The 15,241-nt window shown below is 38.3% G+C and carries 18 protein-coding genes; 6 read left to right on the top strand and 12 right to left on the bottom strand.

Features of this window, described 5'->3' with window-relative positions; translation table 11 throughout:
- Window positions 1–47 precede the first annotated feature (47 nt).
- A complete protein-coding gene (locus HCN54_RS08495; RefSeq protein WP_072979516.1) occupies window positions 48–749 on the top strand; it encodes a LytR/AlgR family response regulator transcription factor in 702 nt (233 codons plus the stop codon).
- A gap of 146 nt (window positions 750–895) precedes the next feature.
- Here the strand turns inward: HCN54_RS08495 and priA are convergent, their stop codons facing one another.
- The 4 genes from priA to nadC all read right to left on the bottom strand — a co-directional run bounded on the left by priA (window position 896) and on the right by nadC (window position 5,738).
- A complete protein-coding gene (gene priA, locus HCN54_RS08500; protein ID WP_167597363.1) occupies window positions 896–3,352 on the bottom strand; it encodes a primosomal protein N' in 2,457 nt (818 codons plus the stop codon).
- A 68-nt stretch (window positions 3,353–3,420) separates the two neighbouring features.
- Window positions 3,421–3,849 (bottom strand): DUF2147 domain-containing protein, encoded by a 429-nt coding sequence (locus HCN54_RS08505; protein ID WP_205881707.1) that lies wholly within the window; start codon window positions 3,847–3,849, stop codon window positions 3,421–3,423.
- 81 nt (window positions 3,850–3,930) lie between these two features.
- Entirely contained in the window at window positions 3,931–4,881 is a 951-nt protein-coding gene (locus tag HCN54_RS08510; RefSeq protein ID WP_072979522.1) for a YihY/virulence factor BrkB family protein, read from the bottom strand.
- Window positions 4,881–5,738: a carboxylating nicotinate-nucleotide diphosphorylase gene (gene nadC / locus HCN54_RS08515; protein ID WP_167597365.1), complete on the bottom strand. Its 858-nt coding sequence runs from the start codon at window positions 5,736–5,738 to the stop codon at window positions 4,881–4,883. Before nadC ends, HCN54_RS08510 begins: the two co-directional genes overlap by 1 nt.
- Window positions 5,739–5,862: 124 nt before the next feature.
- Between nadC and rlmH the strand changes: the two genes are divergently transcribed.
- The gene (rlmH, locus tag HCN54_RS08520) at window positions 5,863–6,336 is read left to right on the top strand and encodes a 23S rRNA (pseudouridine(1915)-N(3))-methyltransferase RlmH (RefSeq protein WP_167597366.1); all 474 of its coding nucleotides are present in this window, start codon (window positions 5,863–5,865) and stop codon (window positions 6,334–6,336) included.
- Here rlmH and HCN54_RS08525 read toward each other — a convergent pair.
- Window positions 6,333–6,821, bottom strand: a complete 489-nt coding sequence (locus tag HCN54_RS08525) for a GyrI-like domain-containing protein (RefSeq protein ID WP_167597367.1) — start codon at window positions 6,819–6,821, stop codon at window positions 6,333–6,335. The genes rlmH and HCN54_RS08525 overlap by 4 nt on opposite strands.
- A gap of 94 nt (window positions 6,822–6,915) precedes the next feature.
- Between HCN54_RS08525 and HCN54_RS17530 the strand changes: the two genes are divergently transcribed.
- Window positions 6,916–7,041: a hypothetical protein gene (locus tag HCN54_RS17530; protein WP_262887887.1), complete on the top strand. Its 126-nt coding sequence runs from the start codon at window positions 6,916–6,918 to the stop codon at window positions 7,039–7,041.
- Between the two features lie 2 nt (window positions 7,042–7,043).
- On the opposite strand, the gene HCN54_RS08530 is transcribed toward HCN54_RS17530, so the two are convergent.
- The 5 genes from HCN54_RS08530 to ruvX all read right to left on the bottom strand — a co-directional run bounded on the left by HCN54_RS08530 (window position 7,044) and on the right by ruvX (window position 10,665).
- A complete protein-coding gene (locus HCN54_RS08530) occupies window positions 7,044–8,009 on the bottom strand; it encodes a sterol desaturase family protein (protein WP_167597368.1) in 966 nt (321 codons plus the stop codon).
- A gap of 231 nt (window positions 8,010–8,240) precedes the next feature.
- Complete coding sequence (gene mazG, locus HCN54_RS08535; RefSeq protein WP_167597369.1) at window positions 8,241–9,014, bottom strand: nucleoside triphosphate pyrophosphohydrolase; 774 nt, start codon at window positions 9,012–9,014, stop codon at window positions 8,241–8,243.
- Window positions 9,015–9,103: 89 nt separating this feature from the next.
- On the bottom strand, window positions 9,104–9,529 hold the full coding sequence (locus HCN54_RS08540) for a DUF5606 domain-containing protein (RefSeq protein WP_167597370.1): 426 nt from the start codon (window positions 9,527–9,529) through the stop codon (window positions 9,104–9,106).
- 114 nt (window positions 9,530–9,643) lie between these two features.
- Entirely contained in the window at window positions 9,644–10,234 is a 591-nt protein-coding gene (gene def, locus HCN54_RS08545; protein ID WP_167597371.1) for a peptide deformylase, read from the bottom strand.
- A gap of 26 nt (window positions 10,235–10,260) precedes the next feature.
- Window positions 10,261–10,665 (bottom strand): Holliday junction resolvase RuvX, encoded by a 405-nt coding sequence (gene ruvX / locus HCN54_RS08550; protein ID WP_167598865.1) that lies wholly within the window; start codon window positions 10,663–10,665, stop codon window positions 10,261–10,263.
- Window positions 10,666–10,950: 285 nt separating this feature from the next.
- On the opposite strand from ruvX, the gene HCN54_RS08555 reads away from it, so the two are divergent.
- Together HCN54_RS08555 and HCN54_RS08560 are read left to right on the top strand one after the other, a co-directional pair.
- Window positions 10,951–11,766, top strand: a complete 816-nt coding sequence (locus HCN54_RS08555; protein WP_167597372.1) for a 2,3,4,5-tetrahydropyridine-2,6-dicarboxylate N-succinyltransferase — start codon at window positions 10,951–10,953, stop codon at window positions 11,764–11,766.
- 17 nt (window positions 11,767–11,783) lie between these two features.
- Window positions 11,784–12,842, top strand: a complete 1,059-nt coding sequence (locus tag HCN54_RS08560; RefSeq protein WP_167597373.1) for a glycosyltransferase family 9 protein — start codon at window positions 11,784–11,786, stop codon at window positions 12,840–12,842.
- On the opposite strand, the gene HCN54_RS08565 is transcribed toward HCN54_RS08560, so the two are convergent.
- The gene (locus tag HCN54_RS08565) at window positions 12,826–13,653 is read right to left on the bottom strand and encodes a glycosyltransferase family 2 protein (RefSeq protein WP_167597374.1); all 828 of its coding nucleotides are present in this window, start codon (window positions 13,651–13,653) and stop codon (window positions 12,826–12,828) included. The two genes, HCN54_RS08560 and HCN54_RS08565, sit on opposite strands and share 17 nt — an antisense overlap.
- Before the next feature lie 64 nt (window positions 13,654–13,717).
- Here HCN54_RS08565 and HCN54_RS08570 point away from each other — a divergent pair, with 64 nt between their 5' ends.
- A complete protein-coding gene (locus tag HCN54_RS08570) occupies window positions 13,718–14,476 on the top strand; it encodes a glycosyltransferase family 2 protein (RefSeq protein WP_167597375.1) in 759 nt (252 codons plus the stop codon).
- A gap of 1 nt (window position 14,477) precedes the next feature.
- Here HCN54_RS08570 and HCN54_RS08575 read toward each other — a convergent pair whose 3' ends face one another.
- A complete protein-coding gene (locus HCN54_RS08575) occupies window positions 14,478–15,236 on the bottom strand; it encodes a Kdo domain containing protein (RefSeq protein WP_167597376.1) in 759 nt (252 codons plus the stop codon).
- Window positions 15,237–15,241 lie beyond the last annotated feature (5 nt).

Below are 15,241 nucleotides of genomic sequence, written 5' to 3' on the forward strand. Positions count from 1 at the left end.
TATTGTAAGTAGTTTTGGTAAACTAACGCTATCTCAAAACTTTACCTTTGGAAGAATTAATTTTAGACTGTGCGGTTGTTGACGATTCTAGTTTACAACGCCTAGCTATAGTAAAAATGATCAAAGATCATCCCAACTTACGATTGGCTGCACAATACAACAACGCTATCGAAACTAAGAATGGCTTATTAGAAACTAAGGTTGACCTTATTTTTCTTGATATTGAAATGCCAATTCTTACCGGTTTTGACCTTCTTGATGATTTGGTTCATAAACCACAAATCATTTTTGTTACCGGAAAAACCAAATATGCTTACAAAGCCTTTAATTACAATGCGATCGATTATCTAAGGAAACCCCTTACTAAAGATCGTTTCTTAAATGCGGTACACAAGGCCATTAATTTACATCGGCTGAAAACTGAAGGAAGTGTTGAGGATGATGATTATATTTTTGTAAAGAGTAATCTTAAGAAGAAAAAGGTATTTCTTAATGATTTAAAATTTATCGAAGCGTTAGGTGACTATGTAAAATTAGTAACTTACAATGAACCCATTATTGTTCTTTCTACAATGAAAGCTTTTGAAGCGCAGCTTCCGGCAGATCGATTTATGCGTATTCATAAATCGTATATCATCAATATGGATAAGGTAGAAAAATACAATAGCAGAAATATCGAGATCGAAGGTGATAAAATTCCGTTGAGTCGTCATAAGAAAACAAAACTTATGGAAGCTCTATCTAAATAAGAACTGCAAATCAAGTAAACTTCCATGAGGCAAGCCCAATCGGCACTCGTTGGAAACAAATTTATAATTTCGAGGCAAGCCTCAGAGTATTTAACCCTTTGGCGGTGCCAACAAAAAATCCCGCAAATTGCGGGATTTTTTGTTTTTTAGTAGTTATCTACGTTCAATATAATTTTAACGCTTCGGTACTGCGAAATGCTTAAAAACGTCGTACGTACTTTTAGTATTGCTTTTTTAGTTTTTTCTAAGCTTTGCTTCCGCGGAATTTTAATGAGTATATTGCGATAATATTCATTTCTAATTCGAGAAACCGGCGGAGGCTCAGGCCCTAAAACCTGATCTTTAAATACATTTTTCAGCGCTTGACCCATCCACATCGAAGCCTCTTCTATTTTCTGAAAATCTCTATGTTTTAACGTGATTTTTATAAGTCGGCAAAACGGCGGATATTTGTAAATATGCCGTTCTTCAAGTTGTTCTTTATACATCGCTTCATAGTCATTCATCGAGACTTGCTGCAAAATCTGATGATGCGGATTAAAGCTTTGAATCAAAACGTTTCCTCTTTTTTCGGTACGTCCTGCTCTACCCGAAACCTGTTGAATCAACTGAAAGCTACGCTCGTGTGCTCTAAAATCAGGAATGTTAAGCATACTGTCTGCATTGAGAATTCCTACAAGGGTAACATTTCTAAAATCCAAGCCTTTTGTAAGCATTTGCGTTCCTACAAGGATATCTAATTCGCCCTGTTCAAAAGCAGTAATTATCTTTTCAAAACCGTGTTTACCCCGAGTAGTATCACTATCCATCCTGCCAATATTATGATCAGGATACAGTTCTTTTAGTTCAGCTTCAACCTGTTCAGTACCAAATCCCTTAGTATCCAGTTCTTCGCTTCCACAGGCCATACATTTTTGCGGCATTGCGATATGATAGCCACAGTAATGACACCGCAGCTGCCCACGGTGCCGGTGATACGTTAAACTCACATCACAATTAGGACATTGCGGCGCGTGACCACATACATTGCATTCAACAATTGGAGAATATCCTCTTCGGTTTTGAAATAAAATGACTTGTTCTCCGAATTCAAGGGTATCTGTAATGGCGCGTAACAGATCGTCACTAAAATGTCCCGTCATCCGTTTCTTACGATGCTTTTCCTGAATGTCTATGATCGTATTTTCGGGAAGGAGAATATTACCAAAACGCTTCTTCATCGTTACGAGTGCATATTTGCCGATACTCGCATTGTAAAAGGTTTCTAAAGCCGGTGTGGCTGAACCTAATAGAACTTTTGCGCCTTGCTGATATGCTAATACAATACTCGCATCTCTTGCTTGATAACGAGGTGCAGGATCGTACTGCTTAAAACTGCTTTCATGTTCCTCATCAACAACCACGAGTCCCAAATTTTCAAAAGGCAGAAAAAGCGCACTGCGGGCTCCTAAGATCAGCTGCGCTTTAGGTGCTTTATTCAAGACGTTATTCCATACTTCGACGCGCTCGTGTATGGAATATTTACTGTGATATACCGAAAGTTGATTGCCAAAATACGCCTTGAGACGTGCTACCAGCTGAGTGGTTAATGCAATTTCCGGAAGTAAATACAATACTTGCTTTCCTTCGGCTAAATAATCTTTTATAAGATTCACATAAACCTCTGTCTTGCCCGAAGCAGTGACGCCGTGCAACAGGCAAACATCGTGATTGTTAAAGCTCGCTTTCACTTCAGTTAATGCGCGTGCCTGCTCTTCATTTAGCGCCTTAACTTGATCCTGCTCCTTTCCGGAATATGAAATTCGATCCTGCTGAATTTTATAAATTTCAAAAATTCCTTTATCTACTAGTGCTTTTAATTGCGAGCTCGTGGCATCACTTTGCTTCTGTAATTCCTTTGCTTTTATCGGCTTTTGTGACCGTGCTTTTTGCGTAAAATAATTGAGAAGTAATTCGCGCTGTTTGGGAGCCCTACCAAGATCATCTAATGCTTCGTGCATTTTTTCTTCCTGCTCATAAGTCGGGGTAAGCCGCACGTATTTTACCAGTTTTGGCTTATACGACTCGTAAATTTCCTGATCAATAGTAACTAGATCCAAATCGATCAATTTATTGATACTTGGCAGTACCTTTTTTTTATTTAAGGCATTCATCACTTCGCTGATGCGCAAAATAGAACTCCCCTCAAACGCATTAAGTATCGTCAGACCATCCTCATCAATTTCATCTAAATACGGCTCAAAATCATTCTTCAGTATACGTTTGATAATGGTTTCACTTTCTAACAAAAAAGCTCCGGGAAGTGCGGCGCGCATTACGTCACCTAAAGTGCACATATAGTAGTTAGCCATCCACTTCCAGAAATTCAATTGCGCCAGATTAACAATAGGAATCTCGTCAAGAATTTGCTCAATTTCTTTAGCCTCGTAGATGCGAGGTTCTACTTGATGCACAGCTATGGCCAGGGCAGTATAAATCTTACTTTTACCAAAAGGAACCGCGAGCCGCATCCCTGGTTTTATAAAAGCATATTCGGCCTCACTAATGCGATAGGTAAACGCATTTTCGACCGGAATGGGTAAGATTACATCAACAAAATACACGGATGTAAAGATAAAAAAAAGGCTGTCTCAGAAATTAGAAACAGCCTTAGTTTTAATAGGAAGTATTGTTATTTTACTCGGTGCCAATATTGGGTTCTTCCGATGAGTGAAAAACCAATATAACCACGAACTTTTAATTTATCTGCGTTCTCTAGCTCGATAAGGCATTTGTATAATTTTCCGCTTTGCGGATCTAGGATCTTACCATCATTATACTCGTCTCCATCTTTTTCAAGGCCTTTAATAATAACCAAACCATTAATAGGTTTACCTTTATCAGCTCCCGGACAGTCTATACATTTTGCATCCTGGCGATCTTTGTTTAAAATTTCAACAATTTTACCATAAACCTTACCATCCTGCTTGTAAATCTCAACAATAGACTTTGCGTCACCAGTCTCATCATCAATTGTCTTCCACTTTCCGGTTACATCTTGAGCAAAAACTCCTGCTGTGCATACAAGCATCATAATTAAAAAAGCGCTAATCTTTTTCATATTCATTATTTAAGGGGTTAATAAATTTTTAATTCTTAATTAAAGTATATCAATAATAAGATATTTTCAACACTATTGAAATTAATTTGAAGATAATTGCGCTTTTTTATAATCTCTTCTGCGTTTTAGCCTGTACAAACTTGCATTGAGTTCAAAACCTAGCAACAATAAGTTTGCATTCAGCCAGATGTAAACCATCATAATCAATAAGGCTCCAATAGAACCGTATAACTGGTTATAGGTTGCAAAATTATTAATGTAAATCCCAAATAAATAGGTTGTCACAATAAACAAGATCGTCGTCAAGGTCGCGCCAATTGATAAAAACCGCGTGTCTTTACCCTCTTTTGTTCCAAAATAATACAAGGTTGCCACTACAGTATAGATCAAAACGATCAAAGCGATATAACTTCCTAATTGGGAAATCCACAAATTATCTTCATTAACTATGCCGCGCCTTTTGAGTTCTGTTATACTAAACTGCAAATAAAGCACAGCTATAACTACCAATAACAACAACAATGCCAACATTATAGAAACTCCTAAGGCAACAGCATATTGCCTAAAAATACTGCGATTGGTAATGGAATGAAAACTATATTCAAACCCCGTAAAAATCGCATTGACGCCGTTTGCCATTAAAAAAATAGCAAAAATTAAAGTGAATGATAAAAGTCCGCCACGTTGGTTCGCTGCAATATCTAAAAGAATCGGATCAAAAAACTCCTGTGTTTGCGGCGGTAGTAAATTATTTATAAAAGAAAGAAAGTCGCTTTGAAACCCGTTAATAGGTACATAAGGGATAAGGTTGAGCACAAAGAGAAAAAACGGAAATAGCGCCATAAAAAAGCTGAAAGCAATGGCACTGGCTCTTGTAGCAAAAGTACCCTTAAGAATACCTATCGCATACATTTCCCAGAAATCGTACAACGACAACCCTTCAAAACCAGGAAGAATGATTCCTTTTGCCCACTTCACTACCGGGAGTAAAAATGGAATGGTTTTCAGCTTATCGTCCCACTCTTCAGCCATTAAACTGCTTTTAAGCTTAAATCCATATTATAGACCGAATGGGTTAGCGCCCCGCTTGAGATATAATCTACACCGCATTTTGCATATTCGGCAAGCGTTTCTTCGTTGATGTTACCTGAAGATTCTGTAAGACATTGTTCGCCTATGATTTTTACAGCAGTTTTAGTATCCTCATAATTAAAATTATCAAGCAATATGCGATACACTCCGCCTGCTTTTAAAATAGCGTTCACTTCGTCAAGATCACGCGCTTCAACAATAATCTTAAGATCCAGATTATTACCGGCTAGATAGTTTTTTGTTTTTTCGATCGCCTGATCAATTCCACCAGCAAAATCGATATGATTGTCTTTAAGCATCACCATATCGTAAAGCGCAAAACGATGATTTTCACCACCACCAATCTTTACCGCCATTTTTTCTAAAGCTCTAAAACCAGGTGTAGTTTTTCTGGTGTCTAAAATTTTTGCTTTAGTTCCTTCTAAGAGCTTGGTATAGGCATTAGTTTTAGTCGCAATAGCACTCATTCGCTGCATTCCGTTTAAAACTAGACGCTCAGCTTTTAAAATACTCTGAGAACTACCGGAAACGTAAAGTACAATATCTCCTACTTTAACTTCTTCCCCATCCTGAATCATCACCTCAACTTCAAGCTGATCGTCTACGTACGCAAAAACCTTCTGAGCAAAGGCAACCCCCGCGATTATGCCTTTTTCTTTAACTAAAAGTTTAGCCTTACCTGTTGCCGTTTCCGGAATACACGCAAGCGAACTGTAGTCTCCGGGACCAACATCTTCTCTAATGGCATTGGCTATTATTGCCGCTATTTCTTCATTCAGCTTTGCTTCAGAAATCATAAAGTCTAGTAATTTAAGCTTAGTTCTCGTTACAGCCGGTTAATTTACAACACCGGTGTGCAAATATCGTGAAGATATAGGCTTTTATAAAACACTCAAAATTGAAATGATGTAATTTTGAATTATGAATATAAAATTACTTTGCATAGGCAAAACCGATGATCGTAATCTTGAGTCGCTAATTTCGGTTTACACCAATCGTTTAAAACATTATGTAAATTTTGAGCTCGAAATTATTCCTGACCTCAAGAAAACTAAAAACCTTTCGGAAGAACAGCAAAAAGAAAAAGAAGGCGAACTTATATTAAACAAGATCACGCCTCAAGACCAACTGATTCTTTTAGACGAAAACGGAAAAGAGTTAAGCAGCGTAAAATTTGCCGATTATCTTCAAAAGAAAATGAACAGCGGCATCAAAACTTTAGTCTTTGTTATTGGTGGGCCATATGGTTTTTCTGAAGCGGTTTATGCCAAAGCTCAAGGCAAAGTTTCTTTATCAAAAATGACCTTTTCGCATCAGATGATTCGGCTTTTTATCACCGAACAAATCTATCGCGGTTTTACGATTTTACGCAACGAACCTTATCACCATCGTTAAGATTTGGCGCTTATAGGTACCCAAATTTCTTCTTCAGATTCTGGGTGCTCAGGCCCGTAGTATTTAGCTCCTAAACGCTCAAAATGCGCTCGATCATCAAGCTTATAATCAGATTGCGGTAACCACGTATCAAAAATATAGTTAGAAGTTTCTACAAATTTCTTTACGGGACCAACGTGGATGAATACTGCGTAAAGTCCACCGGCAATGGTTTTAGTTTGCATTCCTTCGGGAACCAAATCAAAAGAGGTCACTTCAACTGCAGCCCAACGCTCAAATTCTGTTTCCCGATCAAAACGCTCAAAATTCATCCCAAAAGGATAGACCTGCATCGAGTAAAAGCCGGAGTCTATTCTATTTTTCACTTCTTTGTGCCTACTCATAAAGGCTTTCCACAGTGCGGCAGTATCATCAAATGAAAGAGTAGTCGTCAAACATTTACCAATGATCTTTCGTGGCTCGATTTCAAGTAATTCTGGCTGCATAGAATAGAGTAGATTTTATGTATAAATTTTAAAAATAAGAATTCTTTAACCCATAGAACAAAGAACAATGGTTATCCTTGGGAAAACTAATGTTATGAAACCAAGAAAACTAATCAAGAGATTTTTCCTATTCACAAGCGCAATGCAAGTAGGTTATTATGCGGTGGTTTATGCCGATAAATATAAAGAAGATATTAAGCGTGTGATCAAGAGATCTTAGGTTTACTCGGCAACCTCAAGTTCTAGTTCACGCTGTTTTTGTTGCTGTACGCGTTCTTCTTTTAATTTTTGACGCATTTGTTTGATGGTGAGCGTGCTTCCATCGTGGCTCCATCCAGGCGGGCCAAAGGCATACATAAACTTATGTTTCAACTTGGGTGAGCGCTTCATATCCTTCCAAATATCCTTGTACTCGTGGGTTAATATGACTAAAGGATTGTAGCTGTCCGGTGATTTTGTCACGCCATATTCAATTTCTATTTCCTCATCGAGTTCTTTAAATGTGCCGAACATGCGATCGAAAATATTCAAGAATCCCCCGTGATTTTTGTCCATATATTCCAAATTTCGGGCGTGGTGCACTTGGTGCATCGTGTGCGTATTGAAGATCTTATCAATAATACCCAGCTTCGGTACATATTGTGAATGCAGCTGAAATTGCCATAATGCTTCGATACCCAGACAGACCACGAGCATTTCCGGCGGAAAGCCTATAGCGACGATCCAAACATAGAATAAGGGTTTGTAAAAAATAGTAAACCAGCCGTTTCGGACCGCGGTACCTAAATTGAAATTCTCTGAAGAATGGTGTACAATATGGGCTGCCCAAAAAAAGCGAACCATATGGTTTTGTCGATGAAACCAGTAATAAGAAAAGTCATCTGCCAACTGACAAAGAATCCATACGTACCAGGCATAGCCAAAGGATTCCCACCCAAAAATATTGGTGCGTACACCATCAACCACCGGATTAAAAATATCGTAAACCCAATTGAATAAAAGAATGACCGTAACGGTCTTGATCAACGGGGCTATTAAAGTAGAGCCAATTCCCATCGTAAGGCTTGCTCCTAAATCCTTCCAGTGATAGAGTTCATCATTATCGTGATGCTTGCTGTAAGTAAGCTCCACGAGGATCAGGCCTAGAAAACATGGTACTCCGTAAATCAACGGGTTTGTAAAATCCATAAAGTTGGTTTACTCGATAATCGAGATTTATATTTTTGAAACGATTTCCATCGGAAATTCTAGAAATACTTTAGGAATTTCTGATGGAACACCTATTAAAATCAGGCGTTTGTTCCAAAAATAACCTTTAGAAGATACAAACCAAGAGAAATAAGGTTAAACCCCGAAAAATTGCGATAAATCGCCAAATTTGATCAGAAATTCACCGAAAACGAACTATTCTGAGCAGATTTAAAGCTTTTTGGCTTCTTCCCAAAACACATCCATCTCACGTAAAGTCATATCGCGTAATGCTTTATTATTCTCTTTTGCTTTTTGTTCTAAGTATTGAAAACGCTTAATAAACTTCTTATTGGTACGCTCCAGAGCACTTTCGGCATCTACTTTTAAAAACCGCGCGTAGTTGATCATAGAAAACATCACATCACCAAATTCCGCTTCGATCTTCTCTTGATCTCTGGCTTCAACCTCTTCTTGCAGCTCAGCAAGCTCTTCCTGCAATTTCTCGAAAACCTGCTGTGGCTCTTCCCAATCAAACCCTACTCCGGCAACTTTATCTTGAATTCGGCTTGCTTTTACCAGAGCCGGCAAAGAACGCGGGACACCTTCTAAAACTGACTTTTTACCTTCCTTCAATTTTAGATTTTCCCAATTGCGCTTGACATCCTCTTCGTCTTCGACAGCAACATCACCATAAATATGAGGGTGTCGCGAAATGAGTTTTTCGCAAATTTCGTTAGCGACATCAGCAATGTCAAAATCTTCGGTCTCACTTCCTATTTTGGCGTAGAATACAATGTGCAGCAGCAAATCGCCCAGCTCTTTTTTTACTTCCTCAAGATCATTATCAAGAATCGCATCGCCCAATTCATAGGTTTCTTCGATTGTAAGGTGCCTAAGACTTTGTAAGGTTTGCTTGCGGTCCCAGGGACACTGTTCCCGAAGTTCATTCATAATAGTTAGCAATCTGTCTATGGCTTTAAGCTGGCTTGCTCTGTTGTTCATAAGGCGTTTTTTTGCGATGCAATAGGTTGAAATAAAAAATCCTTCAGTAAAAGTACCGAAGGATTTCTATATTTTAGTTGTATTTGCGACTATTCTTCTTCGTCTGCTTTTGCAGTTTCAGAAGGTGCTTCAGTAGTTTCTAGTAAATCATTTGCCTGTAACAAATTGTACCACTGAATCACTTTTTTCATATCGCTTGCATATACACGATCTTCATCAAAATTAGGAAGCACATCAAAAAAGTATGCTTCTAGCTCATCTTTAGCAACCTTGTGGCTAATCGCCTTTTCGCCGTTTTCTTTTTCAGCAATTTTTGCAAAAACATCACGTAAAGGTGCCTCGCCATCTAAAGTATAAATAGAAATTTCTGAAAGCACACTCACATTATGACGCAATCCTACCGGTATTTTTTTTCCGTCAGTTAATGATTCTGCAATAAAACCAGAACGCGTTTGCGCTCGCAAATGATATAATCCCGGTTTTCCTGAAATTGAAACTATTTTATCTAGACTCATAGTATGTATTTTATCCTTAAACGGATTTTTAAGTGGTTTATTCTAATTTTAAAGGCGGCAAATATCTAGGCTCTTTTTGAATTTTCAAAATTTAAACCGCCTGCAATATCTTTTTTAACGTCCTTTTTTTACTGCCGGAAATCGCATACGGTAATCTGCATTCACTTTTCCTTTACTAATTCCGGCGAGCTTACTTTTAATAATGCGCTTTTTAAGACTGCTCAATTTATCAGTAAACAAGATTCCTTCAATATGATCATACTCGTGCTGAATCACGCGCGCAAGTAACCCATCAAATTCTTCTACGTGCTCGTTAAAATCTTCATCCTGATATTTGATCTTGATGTTGGGACATCTAAACACATCTTCGTTAATCCCGGGAATACTGAGACAACCTTCACTAAAAGCCCATTCATCGCCGGTTTCTTCTAAAATCTGCGGATTAATAAATGCTTTTTTGAATGTTCTTAAACGCTCTTGTTCCTCATCAGAAAGATCTTCGTCGTCTGCAAAAGGTGTCGCGTCAACTACAAATAATCTAATCGCTCTGCCTATTTGCGGAGCGGCAAGCCCCACGCCACTGGCGCCATACATAGTTTCAAACATATTGGCTACAAGCTCCTTTAGCTCAGGATAATCTTGAGGAATTTCTACTGCTTTTTTGCGTAAAACCGGATCGCCGTAAGCAACTATAGGTAAAATCATGTTCTTGTGTTTAGTATAAATTCAGCCTATTGATACAAATAGGTTTGAAGTATTATTGTTGCGCTGATCTCGTCAAGAAGCGCTTTATTTTTTCGTTGTTTTTTCTTCAAGCCGCTATCAAGCATCGTTTGTGCAGCCATCTTTGAGGTAAACCGCTCATCTACTCTTTTGATTGGAATTGAAGTAATTTTTTCTAAGCTTTCGCGAAATTTTAAAATCTCGGTCTCCACGTGAGAGGCTTCGTTATTCATGCGCTTAGGCTCGCCAAGGAGAATGAGTTCGACGCTTTCTTCAGAAAAATACTTCTTAAGAAAATCAAGCAGGTCAGTCGTGTTTACTGTCGTTAAACCGGAAGCAATAAGCTGAAGCTCATCGGTCACTGCGATGCCCGTACGTTTGGTTCCAAAATCTAATGCCAGTATGCGACCCATTTTGCTCAATACTCAAGAGGTTTCTTCTATAACTTACAGAGGCTAAAATCGGTTGCCTAAAAGTTACCTGAACCTGCCTTAAAAATTTATTTTGGCAAAAATAAGATTTTAGATGCATATAGTATCAAAGGCCATAGTATTCTTTAGAACTTGAAAACCTCACCATTGGGTTTTGTGAATGCTGAATAAAGAAAACAAATGATGGTATTTTCGTTTTTTACACACGCCTAAACTATATTTGGAGCCGCAAAAATTTGGACTAATCAACAAAAACAAGTTTAGAATATGCAACAAGTTAAAAACCTTATTGAAGCAGCTTGGGAAGACAGATCGCTACTTTCAGATAAAGTAACTCATGAAGCCATACGCGAAGTCATTGAGCTTATAGACGGCGGTACGCTGCGCGTTGCAGAACCTAAAGGTGATGACTGGCAGGTGAATGAATGGGTAAAAAAAGCAGTAGTGCTGTATTTCCCAATTCAAAAAATGGAAAAATTAGAAGTTGGTATTTTTGAATATCACGATAAAATGCCCCTTAAGAAAGGCTATCAGGATAAAGGAATTCGTGTAGTTCCTAATGCTGTTGCACGTCACGGAGCTTTTATTTCTAAGGGTGTGATTATGATGCCTAGTTATGTAAACATCGGAGCTTATGTAGACGAAGGCACTATGGTTGACACTTGGGCAACCGTAGGAAGCTGTGCACAAATTGGTAAAAATGTACACCTAAGTGGTGGTGTAGGAATTGGTGGTGTGCTAGAGCCATTACAGGCAGCTCCTGTGATCATCGAAGATAACGCATTTATAGGATCGCGTTGTATCGTGGTTGAAGGTGTACGCGTGGGTAAAGAAGCGGTTCTTGGAGCCAATGTGGTACTTACTGCATCTACTAAGATTATTGATGTAACTGGTGATGAACCTAAAGAAATGAAAGGTGCTGTGCCTCCAAGATCTGTAGTGATCCCAGGTAGTTATACAAAGAAATTTGCTGCAGGAGAATACAATGTTCCTTGTGCATTGATCATAGGTACTCGTAAAGAAAGTACTAATAAAAAGACGTCGCTTAATGACGCGCTACGTGAGTATGATGTAGCTGTGTAGTTTTCTAAATGCAGAAAATGAAAATATTAGTGATTCAGCAAAAGATGATAGGTGACGTTTTAACGTCATCTATCCTTTTTAGGGCCATACGTGAACAGTTTCCTGATGCTGAATTGCACTATTTAATTCAACCGCACACATTACCCGTGGTTGAAAACAATCCGTATATCGATCATATTATTTTTGATCGTAACACTACCGATGCTACGAATGTTAGCCTTGCGGCTTTTGCAAAATATATAGCGGCGCAAAGTTTTGATTACATCATTGATGTATATTCAAAACTTGGTACTGCCTATTTATGTTTGCGAAGTAGCGCAAAAAGCATTGGTTATAAAAAGTGGTATACGCAATTTGTATACAACCAAACCATCAGCTACCTCAAAGAACCAAAAATAAATGCTGGTCTGGCAATAGAAAACCGCATGCGTTTGCTTCAAGTATTGCCGGGAAATTTTCCTGATTCGCTAAAGCCAAAAATTTACCTTTCTGCGGAAGAAAAGCAAAACGCACTTCAGTTTTTGAAAGAGGCTGATGTAAATCTTCAAGCTCCGGTTTATATGATAGGACTGTTAGGAAGCAGTGCTTCAAAAACCTATCCTCTAGATTATCTCGCTGAACTCTTGAATATTCTTATTAGCGAAGAACCCGAAGCTCAAATTCTGCTTAATTATATTCCGAATCAAAAAGAGGAAGTCAACACATTTTTAGCGCATTGCAGCACGGCATTAAAAAGCAATATTTTTGCTAATGTTTATGCGAAAAATTTACGTGATTTTATTGCAGTCTTAGCTCACTGTAAAGCTCTGATAGGTAATGAAGGTGGCGCTGTAAATATGGCTAAAGCGCTTGACGTGCCTACGTTTGCTATCTTTTCTCCTTGGATCGCTAAAGACGCTTGGGCCTTGTATGAAGATGCTAGCAATGTCGCAGTACATCTTAACGATTTTAAACCAGAATTCTTTCAGAAGAAATCAAATAAGCACCTAAATAAAGAATCTGAAATGCTGTATCAGCAGTTTTCCCCAGAGCTGATTAAACCGCAACTGGCTACGTTTCTTAGGAATCTTTCTTGATGCCAAAAGCCGTGTAGGTCTTACGCTGCAGTTTGGTTTCCTTTCTAATCGCAGCATTCTTAACAAGCATTTCTTCCTTTACATAACCTCGAGCGTGATCAAGATGCACACAAACCGCGCTATAACGTATTTGCTTAGATTTTAAACCCTTATTAAAGAGGCGTTCACCCAACTCGCGATCTTCTCCCCCATATTGCATACGCTCATCAAAACCATTAACTGCTAGTATATCTTGTTTCCAGCCGCTAGCGTTATGACCATTCCAGGTAGGTTTAGTTGGCGTGACCAGATTGAGAAATTTTGATTCAAAAGTTCCTGCAGATAGCTTTTTATTTTTAATGGAATTATTCAATCCTTGCGCTTTAAGCCATTTGAGATCAAAACACCGTTGTTTCTTTATATCCTCTTGCGTGATCGCCTGAGAAATAGACATGGGCAGTTTAAAATATCCGCCCGAAAGAAAATATCCAGGTTCTTTATGCTTTAAATGTACCTGAACAAAATTGGCCTTCGGAATACAGTCTCCGTCTGACATTAAGATATATTCTGCGCTGCATGCTTCAACCGCCTTATTTAGAATAATTGTTTTCCTGAAGCCGATATCCTCGTGCCACACGTGAATTATTGGTCGGTCAAATAATGGCGATAATTGTGCTATCGCATGTTTTGTTTCTGCACCAGAACCGTCATCTGCAATTACTATTTCAAAATCTTTAAAATCTTGATACGCGTATCCCCATAAGGTTTTCTTTAACCATTCAACGGAGTTATACGTGCTAATAATTATAGACACTTCGGGTTTTTGCTTCATAAATCAAAGAAAACAAATTTTATGTTAAAACCATATTTTAATTAGCTTTACGCAACACTTTTAGATGGAAAAACTCACAGCGATCATACCTGTTTTTAATGAGGCGCATCATATTGAAGCCGCTATTCAATCGGTTTTATTTGCTGATGAGATTTTAATCGTAGATTCATTCAGTACTGATGAAACGCTAAGCATTGCCAAAAAATTTCCTGTAAAAATTCTTCAGCGTGAATATGAGTATTCTGCATCTCAAAAAAATTGGGCGATACCGCAAGCAACCCATAACTGGATTTTTATTTTAGATGCTGACGAACGTGTCACACCACAATTGCAAGAAGAAATTCAAAAAATACTTAGCAATCCGCCTCACGATCTTGTGGGCTATTGGGTCTATCGCAACAATCACTTTATAGATAAAAAAATCAAGTACAGCGGCTGGCAAAATGATAAGGTGATTCGGCTTTTTAAAAAAAACTTTTGCCGTTATAAAGACCAACACGTTCACGCCGAGATCAGCACCAACGGGAAGCTTGATTATTTACAACATACGCTACAGCATTTTAGTTTTAGCTCTATCCAGCAGTTTACCGCAAAACTCAATAAATATGCGGTGTGGCAAGCCAAAGATTACGATGCACATACCGGAACGTTAACGCCTTATCATTTTATGGGTAAACCCGTGTGGCGCTTTATTAAACATTATGTGATCCAACAAGGGTTTAGAGATGGTGTTCCCGGTTTAACCATAAGCTATCTACAGGCGTACGCGGTTTTTATGCGTTACGTTAATCTTTGGATTCTTAGAAATTCAAAGAAAAACTGAGTTATTTCTTCCAGAATTTCACCTTCTTTTTAAAGGCTTGTTTTTTGGCAAAGTGATTTTGAAAATCCTCTGTAGCTTTCCACATAGCAGCTTTGGTTTGCTCCATATCGTAGTTTCCTACTCGGGCATATTCTTCTGCCATAATATCAACCATTTCTTTTTTCGGAGTCAATCGCGCAAAATTCTGAATACGCGTTTCAAAATCAAGCGGCTTGAATTCCATTCTATTTAGATCAACCAAATAAAACTCGTAACCATTTTCAGTAATGACGATCAATGTATTCCCGGCAGAATGATCCAGAAAATGAATCTGCTTTTCGTGCATTTCATAGGTAAACCGCGTAAATGCTTTTAGGATCTCAATACGATCAGGAAAATGCTCCTCGTTAATCAAAGTTCTAAATGTGGCATCAGCATTCACCAACTTACACGCATAAAAACTCTTTCCAAATAAAAGTCCGTTTGAAGCGATGCCATACCCTATAGGAAACGGAGTCAAAATACCCAAGTCAAGCAATTTACACGCATATTCATATGAGCGCTGGGCTTTAGATTTTCTAAAATACTGGTAGGCGATTTTATTCACAAAATTAGGAACCTTAAACGCTTTGATCGTGATCTGAGTGTCGTCTAGATCAAAAATTTTAATCTGATTACGGTTGCCGTCTGCAAGGATTTTTCCTTCCTGCTCAAAATTCAAAAAGAACTCCTTTAGTTTTAAAAGATTATTTTTGACCGATTTGTGAACTGTGACTTTCATGAAGA

This window comes from Leeuwenhoekiella sp. ZYFB001 (genome assembly GCF_011784865.1).
In the GTDB taxonomy this organism is placed as follows: Bacteria; Bacteroidota; Bacteroidia; order Flavobacteriales; family Flavobacteriaceae; genus Leeuwenhoekiella; species Leeuwenhoekiella palythoae.

What these genes read in the sequence shown, in the direction of transcription:
- mazG (WP_167597369.1), bottom strand. Translation starts at nt 9,014, where the DNA reads ATGAACAACAGAGCAAGCCAGCTTAAAGCCATAGACAGATTGCTAACT.
- def (WP_167597371.1), bottom strand. Translation starts at nt 10,234, where the DNA reads ATGATTTTACCTATAGTTGCTTACGGCGATCCGGTTTTACGCAAAAAA.
- HCN54_RS08525 (WP_167597367.1), bottom strand. Translation starts at nt 6,821, where the DNA reads ATGCAGCCAGAATTACTTGAAATCGAGCCACGAAAGATCATTGGTAAA.
- rlmH (WP_167597366.1), top strand. Translation starts at nt 5,863, where the DNA reads ATGAATATAAAATTACTTTGCATAGGCAAAACCGATGATCGTAATCTT.
- nadC (WP_167597365.1), bottom strand. Translation starts at nt 5,738, where the DNA reads ATGATTTCTGAAGCAAAGCTGAATGAAGAAATAGCGGCAATAATAGCC.
- HCN54_RS08540 (WP_167597370.1), bottom strand. Translation starts at nt 9,529, where the DNA reads ATGAGTCTAGATAAAATAGTTTCAATTTCAGGAAAACCGGGATTATAT.
- HCN54_RS08560 (WP_167597373.1), top strand. Translation starts at nt 11,784, where the DNA reads ATGAAAATATTAGTGATTCAGCAAAAGATGATAGGTGACGTTTTAACG.
- HCN54_RS08555 (WP_167597372.1), top strand. Translation starts at nt 10,951, where the DNA reads ATGCAACAAGTTAAAAACCTTATTGAAGCAGCTTGGGAAGACAGATCG.
- HCN54_RS17530 (WP_262887887.1), top strand. Translation starts at nt 6,916, where the DNA reads ATGAAACCAAGAAAACTAATCAAGAGATTTTTCCTATTCACAAGCGCA.
- ruvX (WP_167598865.1), bottom strand. Translation starts at nt 10,665, where the DNA reads ATGGGTCGCATACTGGCATTAGATTTTGGAACCAAACGTACGGGCATC.
- HCN54_RS08570 (WP_167597375.1), top strand. Translation starts at nt 13,718, where the DNA reads ATGGAAAAACTCACAGCGATCATACCTGTTTTTAATGAGGCGCATCAT.
- HCN54_RS08510 (WP_072979522.1), bottom strand. Translation starts at nt 4,881, where the DNA reads ATGGCTGAAGAGTGGGACGATAAGCTGAAAACCATTCCATTTTTACTC.
- HCN54_RS08530 (WP_167597368.1), bottom strand. Translation starts at nt 8,009, where the DNA reads ATGGATTTTACAAACCCGTTGATTTACGGAGTACCATGTTTTCTAGGC.
- HCN54_RS08565 (WP_167597374.1), bottom strand. Translation starts at nt 13,653, where the DNA reads ATGAAGCAAAAACCCGAAGTGTCTATAATTATTAGCACGTATAACTCC.
- HCN54_RS08575 (WP_167597376.1), bottom strand. Translation starts at nt 15,236, where the DNA reads ATGAAAGTCACAGTTCACAAATCGGTCAAAAATAATCTTTTAAAACTA.
- HCN54_RS08505 (WP_205881707.1), bottom strand. Translation starts at nt 3,849, where the DNA reads ATGAAAAAGATTAGCGCTTTTTTAATTATGATGCTTGTATGCACAGCA.